The organism is Kitasatospora sp. NPDC086801 (assembly GCF_044745805.1).
Taxonomy (GTDB): Bacteria; Actinomycetota; Actinomycetes; order Streptomycetales; family Streptomycetaceae; genus Kitasatospora.
Genome location: NZ_JBIVAX010000007.1, coordinates 160151 through 174454, shown reverse-complemented (window position 1 = coordinate 174454; position 14304 = coordinate 160151). Strand labels below are relative to the sequence as shown.

The following is a 14304-nucleotide window of genomic DNA, read 5'->3' as shown; positions in this document are numbered from 1 at the left end:
CGCGGGATGACCGCTCGTGGTGTAGTCACCGCGTAGTCACCACCACCCACCCGGCCGGCGTCGTCACCGCGGCCGACCGCCTCCTCGACCGTGATGCTCGGACGGCATCACAGGCGCCGGAACAGGTCTTGGACGCCGGTGCCGGCGCCGGTGCAGGCTGAGAGCGATCCCGAAACGAGAGGAACAACGTCATGAGGGTCTTCGTCACCGGCGGTTCCGGCTACATCGGCAAGGCGACCATCGGCGCGCTGACACGACACGGCCACACCGTGCGCGCCCTGGCCCGCAACGAGCACGCCGCCCGGACCGTACGCACGCACGGGGCGGATCCGGTCACGGGCAGCCTGGCCGACCTGGGCGTGCTCAATGAGGCGGCGGCGCAGGCCGAAGCCGTCATTCACCTCGCCCAGGCGGCCACCGGCGCGGAGGATCTCGCCGCCGCCACCGCGATGCAGGACGGCATCGGCGCCGGCCCCTATGTGCACACCGGCGGTACCTGGGTCTACGGCGACACCGACGGCGTCGTCGACGAGGACGCCCCGTGGGATCCACCGGCTCTCGTCGCCTGGCGCCGCCCCGTCGAGGACGCCGTCCTCGCCCGCGCCGCGCGCGGAGGTCGTCCCGTCGTGGTCCGGCCCGGCCTGCTGTACGGCGGCGACAACCGGCTCATCGATGCCTTCTTCACCCGTCCGGGCAAGGCGGCGGGCGCCATCGCCTACATCGGAGACGGCTCGCAGCACTGGGCTCTGGTCCACGTCGACGACCTCGCGGAACTGTACGTGGCCGCGCTGCGCGCCCGGCCCGGCGCCGTCTACGCCGGCGTCGGAGGAGTCGGTCCCACGGCCCGGGAGTGCGCTGAAGCCATCAGCCGAGGAGCGGGCCTCGGCGGCAAGACCGTCTCCATCACCCTGGAGGAGGCACGCGCGGCCATGGGCGCCCTCGCCGACGCCTTCGCCCTGGACCAGCAGTTCACCCCGGCACGCGCCCGCGACCAGCTCGGCTGGACCCCGACGCACACCGACCCGCTGACCGTCCTCGCCCAGGACTGATCCACGCCCCCGGCGGCCGCCCCCTCGCCGACCGGGGGAGCCGCCGCCGGGAGCGGCACCCCACTGGATCCCCTGGGGTATCACGAGGCGTACGGACACCGATCAGGACGGGACACGGCAACGGTATGGACATCGACCTGCGGAAACTGCGCTACTTCGCGGCGGTCGCCGAGGAACTCCACTTCGGCCGCGCCGCCGAGCGACTGCACATCGCCCAACCGGCCCTCTCCCGCCAAGTGCGCGCGTTGGAGAGCGACCTGGGCGTCACACTCTTGCGCCGCGACCGCAGGGGCACCGTCCTCACGCCCGCCGGAGCCCAACTCCTCGACGATGTGGGCCCGCTCCTCGCAGCGGCCGAGGCCGTGGTCCGCCGGGTCACCGCCGCAGCCGCCGCCACACGGGTCTTCACCGTCGGCTTCATGCCCGGCATCACCGTCACCCCCGCCGTGCGGGCACTCACCGCCCGTCACCCCGGGCTCGACGTCCGGCTGCTGCGCACCGGCTGGGAGGACCAGGTCGAGGTCCTGCGCGACGGACGGGCCGACGTCAGCATCGTGCGCCTGCCGATTGATCAGAAGGGGCTGAGCGTACTGCCGCTGTTCAGCGAACCGCGCGTCGTGGTGCTGCCGAGGGACCATCCGCTGGCCGACAAGCCGGCCCTCACCGTCGCCGACCTCGCGGGCGAGCACCTCCTCCAGGACCCGGACGCCGTACCGGAGTGGCGCGACATCGCGCAGGAACTGCGCACCGGCGAGCGCTCCGACATTCCACCCATCCACAGCGTCGAGGAAAAGCTCGAACTGGTCGCCGTCGGCGCGGGCATCTGCGTGATCCCGCTGTCCACCGCGACCTTCTACACCCGCCCCGACGTCCTCGCCCGGCCCGTCGAGGGCCTCGGCCCGGGGCAGGTCTGCCTGGCCTGGCCCGCCACCCGCCGTTCCCGGCTCATCCACGACTTCGCCGATGTGGCACCTGCCCTGGCACCACCGCCCACCTCGCCATGACCGCCACCCCACCCGAACCCGCCGCCACCGCCGCCCACCGAGGAGCGGGCCACGTAAGGGACGCACCACACGGGGCCACCCGACCGCTGTCGCCGCGCGGATCGGACGTCTCGGTGCGCGGCATCGCTCAGGCCCTGGAACGGTGCCCGACGACGTCCGCCGTGCTGCTGGCCAACCACGGCCCGCTGGTGTTCGGCCCGGACGCGGCGGACGCCGCCAACCTGCTGACGGCGATCGAGGAGAGCGCCGAGGCCGAGATCGCCGCAGCCGCCGCGCGAAGTACTGGGTGGGCTCGTTCGTACAAGTGCGCTACGCCGATGAGGGGACCGGCGGACGGTCCGTGCTGGACGTCCGTGCGCACTCCCGACCAGCGAACTCGCACAGGAAGTCGGAGAGTTCCGGTCCGGCTTTCGGCAGGTCGGCGCAGTGGTCGAAGGGACAGGCGGGCCGCTCGGTGCTGTTCTTCTGGTGGGAGCCGGTCCGGCTCCTGTCACCGTGGCATCCGTGTTCGGCTGTGCTGCCGGGCGCGTGCGCCCACCCATCCCAGGACAGGGACCCATGAAGATCCATCGTATAGCCGTCGCCGCCCTTGCCGTCGGCACCCTGCTGGCCGGAGGCACGGCTATGGCTGAGGCCAACACCGCGACGAGCAGCCAGAGTTCGGCCTCGACCGGCCAGGTTCGCAGGGACGCCGTGAGCTGCGCGGCCGCCACCATCTCCTCGTCGGTCGCCGCCGCCAACGCCTCCACCGCGGCAGCCGCGGCGCAGGCCGACGCCGCGTCGGCCGCCGCCGCCCTCAAGACCTTCATCGCGGCGACCCAAGCCGTGCCACCCAACGCCGCCGCCGAGGCCGCAGCCGCCACCAGCGCCGCCGCCGCCGAGGCCGCCGCGGTCACCTCCTCCACCGCTGCCGCCACCGCTGCCGCCACCGCCGCCACCGCCAGCACCGCCGCCGTGAAGGCCTGCGCCGTAACGCCGGCCCCCACCACCTGAGACGGACCCGCGGCACAGCTCGCCTGCCGGGCCGGGCCGTGGTGCGCAGTCCCCACGGTCCGGCCCGGACCGACTCGCCCCGCTCGCTCCGGCAGCGCGAGCGACCTCGAAGACGGGGGGCTCCACCAACCCGAAGGGAGCGTCATGCGACGCATCCGCACCATCCCGGTCCTCGCCGGATCCGTGGTCCTGACCGCCGTGTCGGCCGCACTGGTCCCCACCTCCGCGCAGGCGGCCGTCGCCTGCAACGAGACCGCGCTGGTCGCGGCGATCAACGCCGCCAACACCGCCGGCGGGGGCAACGTCGTCCTCGCGACCGACTGCGTCTACACCATCGCCTCGTCCCACAGCAGTGACACCGACGGCCCGAACGCACTGCCGGTCATCACCACCGCCATCACCCTGACCGGTGACAACGACACCATCACGCGCTCGACGGCGGCCGGTACGGCCGCCTTCCGCATCGTCAAGGTGGCCGCGGGCGCGAGCCTCACCCTCAAGGGCAACGTCACCCTCAGCAATGGCTCCTCCGCCACCGACGGCGGTGGCGTCCTCAACTACGGCGCCGTGACCCTCACGGCCAGCGCCCTGACCGGCAACACCGCCCAGGGCAGGGGCGGCGGCCTGGCCAACGAGGACGTCAACGCCCCCCAGAAGGGGGCCGTGGCGACCCTCACGAACAGCACCGTGGCCGGGAACAGCGCCACCTTCGAGGGCGGCGGAATCTACAACGGCCTGCGCGGCTCGCTCACCACCACCAGCAGCTTCGTCAACGCCGGCAACAGCTCCCAGACCCAGGGCGGTGGCATCGCGGCCATCGACTCCACCGCAACCACCCTGACCAGCACTGCGATCAGTGCCAACAGGGCCGGTACGACCGCCGGCGGAATCTACCGCCAGAACGGCACCATGACACTCACCACGACACCGGTCAGTGGGAACACCCCCGACAACTGCGTCGGCAGCTCCCCCGCGGTGCCCGGCTGCGTCGGCTGATCCGCCGACTGCTCCGAACCCGTCGTTCATCCGGTCACCGGGGTGCGGCGCCCTGCCCCTGGTGGGCGGGCTTGGTGTGGGCCTCGCCGGCGATGAGGAGCAGGCGGCGGGGCCGGTGCCGATGCCCGCCCCCCCGCCGAGTGGCTGTCGGCCGTCCCGGGGCGAGCCCCGGGCGGGTGCGGTCGCGATGCAGAGCGCACGAAGCTCGCTGATACTGAGCCAACGGGCAGTGACGGAACGTGGCGCTGTCGCTACGTTCCGACACGCCCGGCCCGCGCGCCGTCGTAGGCGCGGCGACCGCTGAGCAGGGCCGCCGGAAGCCACGACCAGCGACCACTGGCCCGGCGGCGTACCGACCGCCGGGTCCTGGACGGAGAGATCGGGAATGCTGAACCGACGAGACCTTCTGAAAGCCGCCGCCATAGGTGGCCCGGCGGTCCTCTTCCCATGGGACCGCGCACCGGGCGGAGTCCGGGCCTCGTCCCTCGCGCTACCGGCCGCGCCGGCCGCGCTGGCCGCGCCGGCCCGGTCGGAGGCCAAACGGTCGGCCGCCCGGATCGTCCCCTTCGAGCACGCCATGCCGCTGCCCCCGGTGCTGAGCCCGGTGTCGCGGACGGACTCCTCGGACCTGTACCAGCTGCGGATGGCCGAGACCCGGGCCGAGATCGTCAAGGGGCTGCTGACCACCGTCCGGACCTACGGCGGCTGCTTCCCCGGTCCGACCATCCGGGCGGTCAGGGGACGGGAGGTGGTGGTCCAGCAGACCAACGACCTGAGCGTGCACACCTCCGTCCACCTGCACGGCGGCTATGTGCCGTCGCGGTACGACGGCCTGCCGATGGACCTCGTCAAGCCCGGTGAGACCCGCGAGTACCGCTACCCCAACGACCAGGTGGCCGCCTCGCTCTGGTACCACGACCACGCGCACGAGCTGGAGGCCGAGAACGTCTACCGCGGCCTGGCCGGCGCCTACCTGCTCAGCGACCCGCACGAGAGCGGCCTGCCGCTGCCGAACGGCGAGTTCGACATCCCGCTGTTGATCCGGGACGCCCGGATCGAGAGCGACGGCAGGCTGATCTACACCGACCCGTACCAGTGCCCGCACATGCTGGTCAACGGCAAGGAGCGGCCCTACTTCCAGGTGGCGGCGCGCAAGTACCGTCTACGGGTCTTCAACGTCTCGCCCAACCGCCACATATCGCTACGCCTCGCCGGCGGCGAGCCGTTCACCCAGATCGCCTCCGACGGCGGACTGCTCGCCGAGCCGGTGGAGGTGCACGAGCTGACCCTGACCGGCGCGGAACGCGCCGAGATCGTGGTCGACTTCGCCCGCTACCCGGTCGGCGGATCGGTGGTGCTGGAGAACACGGCCGCGCTGGAGACCGAGCGGGCCGAGGTGCTGCGCTTCGACATCACCCGGACCGCCGAGGACCGAAGCCAGATCCCGGCCGTCCTGGCCACGCTGCCGCCGATCCCGAAGGCGACGGTGCACCGGGAGTTCGAGCTGACGACCTTCCCGGACGCCAGGATCAACGGGCGCAAGTACGACCCGAACCGGACCGACGTGCGGACCACCGCCGGCACCAGCGAGATCTGGACGATCCACAACTACCTCACCCGCCGGCCGGCCGGGGTCTTCCACGCCCCCCACTCCTTCCACACCCACCTGGTGCGGTTCCGCGTGCTGGACCGTGACGGGAAGCCGGTCGGCCCGGCCGAGGCCGGGCTGAAGGACACCGTCACGGTCAACCCGGGCGAGACCGTCCGGATCGCCATGACCTGGGGCGACTATCCGGGCGAGTACGTCTACCACTGCCACCACATGGTGCACTCCTCGCACGGCCAGATGGGCCGGATCGACGTGCTGCCCGCGGCATCGGAAGACCGCGGCAAGGAGTCGGACGATGCCTTCGCCGACTCGCACCCGGCCTCCGGCGCGTCGGCGGCCGGAACCGGTCGACGGCGATGGCGAGGGCGGCGGCGCCACCGGCTCCACCACCACGCGGGCCGCCGCCGGAACCGGGGGCGGCGGAACTGGTGGCGTGGCTGAACGACGGTGAGGTGGCCGAACGACGGTGAGGTGGCCGAACGACGGTGACGTGGAGGCGCCGGGGCTGGTGCGCGCGTCGATGGCGCGCCAGAACCCGGTCGCGATCAGGCGTCGGGGTTCCGGGCAGGGGAGGGGAAGCAGTGCCGTCGGCCTGACGAACACGGCTACCCGTCCTGCCCGGTCACGCGTGTGCGGCTGTCGGGTGGGTCGCGAGGGTGTGGGTGGCCGGTGCCCCGGTCGGGAGGGCCCTCAGCCAGGGGTCCTCCCTCGTAGCGGGTGGCGAGGGTCCGTACCGTCTCGGCGATGCGGTCGCGGAGTTCGACCGGGGCCATGACCTCGACGTCGATGCCGAGCCGCAGGAACTCCTGATGGGCGTGGTCGATCGATTCGATGGGCACCCGGGTCTGGGTCCATCCGTCACCCACAGGTGTCACACCGAGGCGGCGGGCGCCCTCCGGGGTGAGCCGTACCAGGGCCTGCCCGGTGTGCAGCCGGGCCTGGAAGTCGGCCAGATAGCCGTTCCAGTGCGCGGCCAGGTCGAACCCGTCCGGGGTGGCGAACTCCTCTTCCAGCGTGTGGACTTCGAGGATCTGGTCGACCCGGTAGGTGCGGGTCCCGGACGGCCCGCCGGCGACCAGGTACCAGCGGCCGGCCTTGAGTACGAGCCCGTACGGCTCCACCCGCCGCTCGATCTCCTCCGGCGCCCGCCAACGCAGGTACCGCAGAACCACCGCCCGCCGCGCCCACATCGCGGCGGCGACCGCGGGCAGGTGAGGCGCACGGTCGGCCTCGCCGTACCAGCCGGGGGCGTCGAGCAGGAAGCCCGTCCGGATCCGCTCGGCGTGCTCGCGCAGCTCCGCCGGAAGGGCGGCCCGCAGCTTGAGCCGGGCGGTGGCGAGCGCCTCGCCGAAGCCGAGCTGGGCGGCGGCGTCCGGGAGCGCGGTCAGGAACGCGGCCTGGGCCTCGTCCGCGGTCAGCCCGGTGAGCCGGGTCCGGTAGCCGTCGACCAGCTGGTAGCCGCCCGCGTGCCCGGCCTCACCGTACAGCGGGATGCCGGCGGCGCCGAGCGCCTCGACGTCCCGGTAGACGGTACGGACGGAGACCTCCAGTTCCTCGGCCAGCTGGCGGGCCGTCATCCGGCCCCGGTTCTGGAGCAGTAGGAGCAGGGTCACCAGTCGGCTCGCGCGCATGCCGCCCAGTATCCACTGACAGGAGATGTCAGTGGAGCGCCCCTAACCTGCGGCACATGAACGACTTCGACTTCCCGCACGGCTCCTGGGACGTGGCCGATCGCCGTCTCACCACACCACTCGGTCCGGACACCGCCCGCTGGGAGCAGGGATTCTCCGCCGACGAGGGCCGCACCTGGGAGCTCAACTGGACCATGGACCTCACCCGCGCCGGGCGGGCCGGCGCATGAGCATCGTCGAACTCCGGCAGTACACCCTGCACCCCGACACCCGGGAGACGCTGATCGAGCTCTTCGAGCGCGAGTTCGTGACCGGCCAGCAGGCGGTCGGCATCACCGTCGGCGGCCGCTTCCGCGACCTGGACGACCCGGACCGCTTCGTCTGGCTGCGCGCGTTCCCCGACATGGCGCACCGTCGGCGCGCGCTGGAGGCGTTCTACACCGGCCCGGTCTGGCGGAAGCACCGCGACGCGGCCAACGCCACCATGGTCGACAGCGACGACGTCCTGCTGCTGTGCGGCCCGGGCTTCACGCCTCCGCCCGGCGCACGTGAAGTGCTCGCAACCGTCTGCCACCCCACCGACACGGCCGCCTTCGGTGCGTACGCCGCCCGGCACCTGGGCCCGGGCCACGCGGTGCACTGCACCGAGCACGCCGAGAACGACTATCCCCTCTTGCCCGTCCGTGCCGGAGAGGACGTCCGCGTCTGGTTCGGCCCGGCCGAGCCACCGCCCTGGCCGACCCGGCGGCTGCGGCTGGAACCCGTGACACCCTAACCCTCGCGCTTCGCCAGCAGAGTTGCTCAAGGCGTGATCAGAAGGACGAGGAGTGCGGCCCGTCCCACGGCCGGAAGGGGACTTCCCCACCGCCGCCGACCGGGCCCGCGCCCTCCTTCGCCGAGGAGCCGAGTTTGCGACCACCCGTCGGTGCCGTACAGTCGACCTCACCGACGCGGGGTGGAGCAGCTCGGTAGCTCGCTGGGCTCATAACCCAGAGGTCGCAGGTTCAAATCCTGTCCCCGCTACCACGGATCGAGGGGCGGAAACACGATCGTGTTTCCGCCCCTCGGCGCATCACTGTGACGTCCTTCCACGAGCGCCGTACGCGCTGGTTCACCGGCACGCCGAGCACCTTGTCAGAGCCCGGGTCGGCGGACGCCCGCGTCGATACGGCTCGATGGCCCTCCCGCACTCAGCGAACGTGGAGCACTCGGCACAGTCGATCCGCTGCTCCCCGGCCTCGGTGATGGCACCGGCCTGCCCGGTGCCTCAGCGCAGTCCGGTGAACAGGTCCTGCTCGGGCAGCGCCGCGCCGGTGGTGTCGCGGACCCGGACGAACGTCTCCACGCCCATCAGTTCGGTGAACCGCTCCCGGCCCATCCGCAGGAAGAAGATGTTCTCGCTCTGGCTGGCGTGCGCGAGCAGCGCGTCGAACTTCTGCCCGCCGAAGGCGGTGGTGTCCACCCAGGTGGTGATCTCCTCGTCGGGCAGCCCGATCGGGGGCAGCTCCGGGGCCTCCCCGGTGGGCTCCGGGTCGTCCCGGTCGGCGCCGAACTCGCGCATGAGCTCGCCGAAGCGCTGCATCGCCGAGTGCGGTGCGGTGGTCCAGTACACCTTGGGCGTCAGGGCGGCCTGGGTGAGGGCGGCCATGGTGATGCGATTGGCCTGGATGTGGTCGGGGTGGCCGTAGAAGCCGTTCTCGTCGTAGGTCACGACGACGTCGGGCTGGTAGCGGAGCATCAGGTCGGCGAGCCGGGCGGCGCCGTCGGCGACGGGGGTGCTCCAGAACGATCCCGGGGCGTCGTTGGCGGGCCAGCCCATCATCCCGGAGTCGCCGTAGCCGAGCAGTTCGAGGTGGTCGACCCCGAGGACCCGGCAGCTGGCTTCGAGCTCCTGGCGGCGCAGTTCGGCGACGAGGGCGGGATCGTGGCCCGCCTCGCCCGGCTTGGCGCCGCCGGGGCCGTCGCCGCAGGCGCCGTCGGTGCAGGTGACGAGGACGGTGCGGATGCCCTCGGCGGCGTAGCGGGCGAGGACGCCGCCGGTCGAGGTGGCTTCGTCGTCGGGGTGGGCGTGCACTGCCATCAGCGTCAGGGGCCGGTCGGCCATGGGTGTCGTCCTCCGGTCGGTCGGGTGTGGTCCGCCCTCCAGTCTGCGCCAGCGCCTCGGGCGGCTCGGGCCCGGGGGTGTCCGGCCCGTCCTCCGCCCGGCCTTCGACGTCGGCGCTGACCGTGCCCAGGGTGGTCCGGTAGTCCGGTAGTCCGGTAGTCCGGTAGCCCGGTAGCCCGGTAGCCCGGTAGCGGCTGACCGGTGCCGGACCGTCACTCGCTCCACCGACTCCGCCCTGAAAGCCTCAGGAGGAGACCGGTGCGGGGTCTCGCCAGATGTCCATCGGAACGGCGCGGACCGCGCGTCCGTCCGCGTCGAGGATCCGGCCCATCCGTTTCACGGTGCGCAGCGACACGCGGCGCTCGGCCACCCGCAGGTCGGGGAACCTGCGGGCGAGAGCGGCTTCCAACCGCTGGACGTCGGCGAGGGAGCGCTGCCAGACGGAGAGGATGAGGTTGTGCGGGCCGGTGACGGACACGCACAGCCGGACCTCGGGGAGTCTGGCGAGCTGGGGGCCGACCTCGTCGAGCCGGTCCGGGGGAAGGTCGGCCCGGAAGGTCGCCAGGACCGGCCGGCCGGCGTCGCGGGCGGCGATCTCGCAGCGGAAGCGGATCGCGTCGGAGGCGGCCAGCCGGTTGAGGCGGCGGCGCAGCGTGGACGGGCTGAGCCCGGTGGCGGCGGCCAGCTCGGCTTGGTCGAGGCGGCCGTCGACGCCCAGTCTGATGAGCAACTCCCGCTCTTCCTCCCGGACTTCGGCTCGTAGGCCGGACGGCGGCCCGTTGCCCGCCGGGTGATCGTCGTGCAGCTCCACGCGCTGGGCGGGGTCCAGTGAGTCCAGTCGCCAGCGGATCCCCTCGGCGTAGAAGCCGGTCGCCAGGTGGACGCGGACGGCGTTGACCCCGGGGAGCCGGCCGAGCCGTTCGGCGGTGTACCGGGAGACCGCCGCCAGGTCGGTGAAGGCCGCGGTGACGACGAGGTCGCAGCCCTGGGAGAGGTGTTCGATGCTCATCACGTGCGGGTCCTCGGCCAGGTCGTCGGCGATCCGCCGGAGCCGGTCGGGAGCGCAGTCGAGGTCGAGGTAGGCGACGCACCCGGGGTCCTCGGGGTGCGGCAGACCGTAGGCGGTCACCCAGGCGATCCCGGCCTCCGAGAGTCGGCGCCAGCGGCGGGCGGCGGTGACCGGGCTGATCCCGAGGGCCTGGCCGAGCAGCGACCAGGGTGCCCGGGGCCGCAGCTGCATCGCGTTCACCAGGGCGAGGTCCAGCTCGTCCACCGTCACTTCGTCGACCGCCGCCTCGTCCACCGCCGCCTCGTCGACCGTCACTTCGTCGACCGCCGCCTCGGCGTCGGTCACCGTCGACCGCCGGTGGATTCGTTCATCAGGTGGCCTCCTCGTGGCGTGATCCTGCGAAATTGCGGGAACTCCCGTCGCGAGATCCAGAATCACGGAACAAGATCGCTCTGCACAAGTTCCCGCCGCACGCGGGTTCGACGGAGGTGCCTGTGTCCCTGCACGACGACGCTCTCGCTCTGGCCCCGGACCTGGTCCGGCTCCGCCACGACCTCCACCGCTTCCCCGAGTTGGGCCTCGCCCTCCCGCGCACCCAGGAGCGGGTGTTGCAGGCCCTCGACGGACTGCCGCTGGAGGTGAGCCTGGGCTCCGCGCTGAATTCGGTCACCGCGGTGCTGCGCGGCGGGCGACCGGGGCCGGCGGTGCTGCTGCGCGCCGACATGGACGGTCTGCCGGTCGTCGAGAAGGCTCCGCTGACGTTCGCCGCCGACAACGGTGCCATGCACGCCTGCGGGCACGATCTGCACACCACCATGCTCGCGGGTGCCGCACAGCTGCTGGCCGCACGGCGGGAGCAGCTCCACGGCGACGTGGTCTTCATGTTCCAGCCCGGCGAGGAGGGCTCGGACGGAGCCGGCGCGATGCTGGCCGAGGGCGTGCTGGACGCGGCAGGCAGGCGCCCGGTCGCCGCGTACGCCTTGCACGTGGCGTCGAGCATGCCGCACGGGGAGTTCAGCTCCCGGCGCGGGCCGATCCTCGCCGCCTCCGATGCGCTGAACGTCACCGTCCACGGTGCGGGCGGCCACGGCTCGGTACCGCACCGGGCCAAGGACCCCATCCCGGCGGCCTGCGAGATGGTCACCGCCCTGCAGACCATGGTGACCCGCCGCTTCGACGTGTTCGATCCGGTGGTGATCACCGTCGGGCTCCTCCAGGCCGGCACCCAGCGCAACGTCATCCCCGAGACCGCCCGCTTCGAGGCGACCGTGCGCACCTTCTCCGCCGAGGCGCGGTCCAGGGTCGCCGACATCGTGGTGGAGCTGGTCAGGTCCGTCGCGGCCGCCCACGGCCTGCGGGCGGAGGCCGAGTACCTTCCCGGGTACCCGGTGACCGTGACCGACGGGGCCGAGACCGACTTCCTGGCGGACACCGTCCGGGAGGTCTTCGGCGAGGAGCGCTTCCGGACGATGGCGAACCCGATGACCGGGGCGGAGGACTTCTCCCGGGTACTCGCCGCCGTTCCGGGATCGTTCGTGTGGCTCGGCGCCGCTCCGAAGGGGACCGACCCCGAGAGCCTGCCGGTCAACCACTCGCCCTACGCGGAGTTCGACGACGCGGTGCTCCCCGACGGGGCCGCGCTCTACGCCGAACTCGCCACCCGCCGTCTCGCAGCCTGAACCCGTACACCGAGGAAGGAACGATCAAGCACATGACCGAAAAGCACATGCCCGAGCCGCGCGAGGTGGTCGAGCAGCAGCTCGTCGCCTACAACAGCCACGACATCGACGCCTTCGTCGCCACCTATGCCGAGGACGTCGTGGTCAACCGGCGCAACGGCGACCCGCTGCAGGGCCGTCAGGCCCTGCGTGACACCTACACCGGCCAATTCGCCAAGGGCCGTTGCCGGGCGGAGATCGTGGGGCGGCTGAGCGAAGGTGACTGGGTGGTCGACCACGAAGTCGCCCACGGCCTGGCAGACGAGCCGGTCCGCGTCCTGGTGGCCTACCGAGTGCGCGAAGGGCTCATCGACCGCGTCGACTTCCTCGGCTGAACAACTGGACAGCTGAACAACTGGACAGCTGAACAGCACTGGCCCGCTCGCGGAAGGTCATGGGCGGTGGGGTCCGGAGTCGCGGGGTCCGGCCTCGCGCCTCACTGTCCGCGCCGGACGCCGCAGTTCGACCGTGCGCCGTCCCGCCGTCCCGTGCGTCATCGGTGAAGGTCCGTCAGAGGCCCGGGACGGCATCCTTCGCAACGGTGTGCCAGTTGGTGACGATCGGCTTGTCGACCGGCGTGGTGCCGACGGGGATGCTGACCGGGTTGGGGTCGGCGTTGCCGATGCCCACGATGACGTCGGTGAACTCGATCGCCTGGTTGTCCTTGGTGGTCTTCGTCATGACGCCCGCGTACGCGGCCTTGGCGCCGCTCAGGGTGATCGGATCGCCGGTGGCGTGCTCGGCGTTGGCGGCCTCGATGCCGCCCGAGCCGAACGCGATAGTGGGGTGGGCCCCGGGGAGCGTGCAGGTGATGCCCGCCTTGGCCTTGGCCGTGATCAGGAGGTATCCGCCGGCCTGGGATTCGGTCTTCGCGCTGAGGACCAGGTCGTTGGCGCCGCAGGCCTGGCCGTAGCCGCTCTTGTCGGCAGCGGGGGAGGAGGGCGCGGCGGGGGACTTGGGGGTGGAAGGGGACTTGGGCGTGGTGGCGGCCTTCGTCGGCGAGGCCCCGGTGGATGCGGTTGCGGCCCCGGTGGGTGCGGCGGCGGTGGCCGCAGGGCTGGCGGCGGTGGAGCCCGTGTCGCTGTTGTCCGGCCCGCAGGCCGTCGCGGTGGCGGCGAGCGCCGCGACGGCGGCGGCGGTGAGGGCGAGGCGACGCGTGCGCATGAGGTCTCCCGATGTCATTCGGCCGGTGCGGTTCACCGGTGTGATCACCGTAGGCGGGGTTCGTTCACGGGCCGGTGCGGGAAATATCCTGATCTTGTCTCAGAACCGACGGGCCGTGTCCGCGGGAAGCGGTCGGCCTCGGCCCGAGGCGGGTGACGAGGTTCGCCCGGTCGACTCCGGAGGGCGCTGCGCGCGGGCTGCCGCTTCAGACGCCGTCCTTGTGGCCGTTCGCGACGATCAGCTTCTCCATGCTCTCGTGGGCGGGGGCGGCCTCGGTGTTGCTCTCGTCGTGGAACATCCTGAGGTACTGGATGAGGACGCTCACGCACTTGTCCCGCCCGTCGTACTCCGCGTTGTCGACGAGTCGGCAGTCCTTGGAGATCTCCCTCATCTGCCCGTCGGGAGCGGTGTACACGGGATGCCAGATCAGCTTCACGTCCGGGTTCAGCCGCTGGACCAGCCGTAGTTCCGGGACTTCCAACCTGATGAGGATGCTCTCCGGCGCGTAGGCCCGCACGAAGATGTGCACGGGGCCGGTCGCGCGGGACACGAAGGCCTTGGACAGGACGCTCCACATCGGCCCCGTCAGCTTCCAGTCCGGGTGCAGCTCCAGGACGTTGAGCACGCTGCCGATCCGGGTCCGCCCCAGTGGCGTGTGGCCCTTCTCGTACGCGTAGTCGCTGGTCTCGATGCCGCCCGCCCACAGGGCCATGGTGGGCGTCTCGATCTCCAGGTGTTCGGCCATGAGCTTGACGAAATCCTGGTACCACGTGTTCGACGCACGGAGTTCGCGCTGCTCCTGGCGGTCGCTCGTCTTCGCCACGGCCTCGTCGTTCAGTGCGCCCTGCGAGTCGACCCCGCCGAGCAGGAGTTGCCAGGCGGCGTCGGCCTGGGGCTGGGGGATGCCCGCGGCCTTCGTCAGGTCCTGGTACGGCCCCCACTCGGGGTGCTCGGTGGGCCTGGTGGCGTAGTGCTCGCCCAGTCCGCCCCTCTGGCGTTGCACCCAGTGCGTCACCGCCGCGTTCCC

At 72.2% G+C, this 14304-nt stretch carries 15 protein-coding genes and 1 tRNA gene; 11 read left to right on the top strand and 5 right to left on the bottom strand.

The annotated features are described in order from the left end of the window. Nucleotides 1-191 precede the first annotated feature (191 nt). The 6 genes from ACIPLC_RS11850 to ACIPLC_RS11825 all read left to right on the top strand — a co-directional run bounded on the left by ACIPLC_RS11850 (nucleotide 192) and on the right by ACIPLC_RS11825 (nucleotide 6092). Nucleotides 192-1049, top strand: coding sequence for an NAD-dependent epimerase/dehydratase family protein (locus tag ACIPLC_RS11850; protein ID WP_400472811.1), 858 nt, complete (start codon nucleotides 192-194; stop codon nucleotides 1047-1049). A gap of 125 nt (nucleotides 1050-1174) precedes the next feature. Next, nucleotides 1175-2053, top strand: a complete 879-nt coding sequence (locus tag ACIPLC_RS11845) for a LysR family transcriptional regulator (RefSeq protein WP_400472810.1) — start codon at nucleotides 1175-1177, stop codon at nucleotides 2051-2053. After that, nucleotides 2050-2685: a class II aldolase/adducin family protein gene (locus ACIPLC_RS11840; protein WP_400472809.1), complete on the top strand. Its 636-nt coding sequence runs from the start codon at nucleotides 2050-2052 to the stop codon at nucleotides 2683-2685. The genes ACIPLC_RS11845 and ACIPLC_RS11840 overlap by 4 nt, the downstream gene beginning before the upstream one ends. Then, nucleotides 2612-3046, top strand: a complete 435-nt coding sequence (locus ACIPLC_RS11835) for a hypothetical protein (protein WP_400472872.1) — start codon at nucleotides 2612-2614, stop codon at nucleotides 3044-3046. Before ACIPLC_RS11840 ends, ACIPLC_RS11835 begins: the two co-directional genes overlap by 74 nt. Nucleotides 3047-3190: 144 nt before the next feature. After that, a complete protein-coding gene (locus tag ACIPLC_RS11830) occupies nucleotides 3191-4042 on the top strand; it encodes a hypothetical protein (RefSeq protein WP_400472808.1) in 852 nt (283 codons plus the stop codon). A 385-nt stretch (nucleotides 4043-4427) separates the two neighbouring features. Further along, nucleotides 4428-6092, top strand: a complete 1665-nt coding sequence (locus ACIPLC_RS11825; RefSeq protein WP_400472807.1) for a multicopper oxidase family protein — start codon at nucleotides 4428-4430, stop codon at nucleotides 6090-6092. A gap of 164 nt (nucleotides 6093-6256) precedes the next feature. Here the strand turns inward: ACIPLC_RS11825 and ACIPLC_RS11820 are convergent, their stop codons facing one another. Next, the gene (locus ACIPLC_RS11820; protein WP_400472806.1) at nucleotides 6257-7282 is read right to left on the bottom strand and encodes a helix-turn-helix transcriptional regulator; all 1026 of its coding nucleotides are present in this window, start codon (nucleotides 7280-7282) and stop codon (nucleotides 6257-6259) included. 56 nt (nucleotides 7283-7338) lie between these two features. Here ACIPLC_RS11820 and ACIPLC_RS11815 point away from each other — a divergent pair, with 56 nt between their 5' ends. The 3 genes from ACIPLC_RS11815 (at nucleotide 7339) to ACIPLC_RS11805 (ending at nucleotide 8308) form a co-directional block, all read left to right on the top strand. Beyond that, on the top strand, nucleotides 7339-7512 hold the full coding sequence (locus tag ACIPLC_RS11815; RefSeq protein WP_400472805.1) for a hypothetical protein: 174 nt from the start codon (nucleotides 7339-7341) through the stop codon (nucleotides 7510-7512). Further along, nucleotides 7509-8057, top strand: coding sequence for an NIPSNAP family protein (locus tag ACIPLC_RS11810; RefSeq protein WP_400472804.1), 549 nt, complete (start codon nucleotides 7509-7511; stop codon nucleotides 8055-8057). The genes ACIPLC_RS11815 and ACIPLC_RS11810 overlap by 4 nt, the downstream gene beginning before the upstream one ends. A gap of 174 nt (nucleotides 8058-8231) precedes the next feature. Beyond that, a tRNA-Met gene (locus ACIPLC_RS11805) sits at nucleotides 8232-8308 on the top strand. A 241-nt stretch (nucleotides 8309-8549) separates the two neighbouring features. On the opposite strand, the gene ACIPLC_RS11800 is transcribed toward ACIPLC_RS11805, so the two are convergent. Together ACIPLC_RS11800 and ACIPLC_RS11795 are read right to left on the bottom strand one after the other, a co-directional pair. Beyond that, entirely contained in the window at nucleotides 8550-9386 is an 837-nt protein-coding gene (locus tag ACIPLC_RS11800) for a PIG-L family deacetylase (protein WP_400472803.1), read from the bottom strand. A 244-nt stretch (nucleotides 9387-9630) separates the two neighbouring features. After that, nucleotides 9631-10740: an Lrp/AsnC family transcriptional regulator gene (locus ACIPLC_RS11795; RefSeq protein WP_400472802.1), complete on the bottom strand. Its 1110-nt coding sequence runs from the start codon at nucleotides 10738-10740 to the stop codon at nucleotides 9631-9633. A gap of 149 nt (nucleotides 10741-10889) precedes the next feature. Here ACIPLC_RS11795 and ACIPLC_RS11790 point away from each other — a divergent pair, with 149 nt between their 5' ends. Together ACIPLC_RS11790 and ACIPLC_RS11785 are read left to right on the top strand one after the other, a co-directional pair. Further along, a complete protein-coding gene (locus ACIPLC_RS11790) occupies nucleotides 10890-12074 on the top strand; it encodes a M20 family metallopeptidase (RefSeq protein WP_400472801.1) in 1185 nt (394 codons plus the stop codon). A 32-nt stretch (nucleotides 12075-12106) separates the two neighbouring features. Then, the gene (locus tag ACIPLC_RS11785; RefSeq protein WP_400472800.1) at nucleotides 12107-12448 is read left to right on the top strand and encodes a nuclear transport factor 2 family protein; all 342 of its coding nucleotides are present in this window, start codon (nucleotides 12107-12109) and stop codon (nucleotides 12446-12448) included. Nucleotides 12449-12623: 175 nt separating this feature from the next. Here the strand turns inward: ACIPLC_RS11785 and ACIPLC_RS11780 are convergent, their stop codons facing one another. Next, nucleotides 12624-13277, bottom strand: coding sequence for a hypothetical protein (locus ACIPLC_RS11780; protein WP_400472799.1), 654 nt, complete (start codon nucleotides 13275-13277; stop codon nucleotides 12624-12626). Between the two features lie 205 nt (nucleotides 13278-13482). Then, nucleotides 13483-14280, bottom strand: coding sequence for a hypothetical protein (locus ACIPLC_RS11775; protein ID WP_400472798.1), 798 nt, complete (start codon nucleotides 14278-14280; stop codon nucleotides 13483-13485). Nucleotides 14281-14304: the final 24 nt, after the last annotated feature.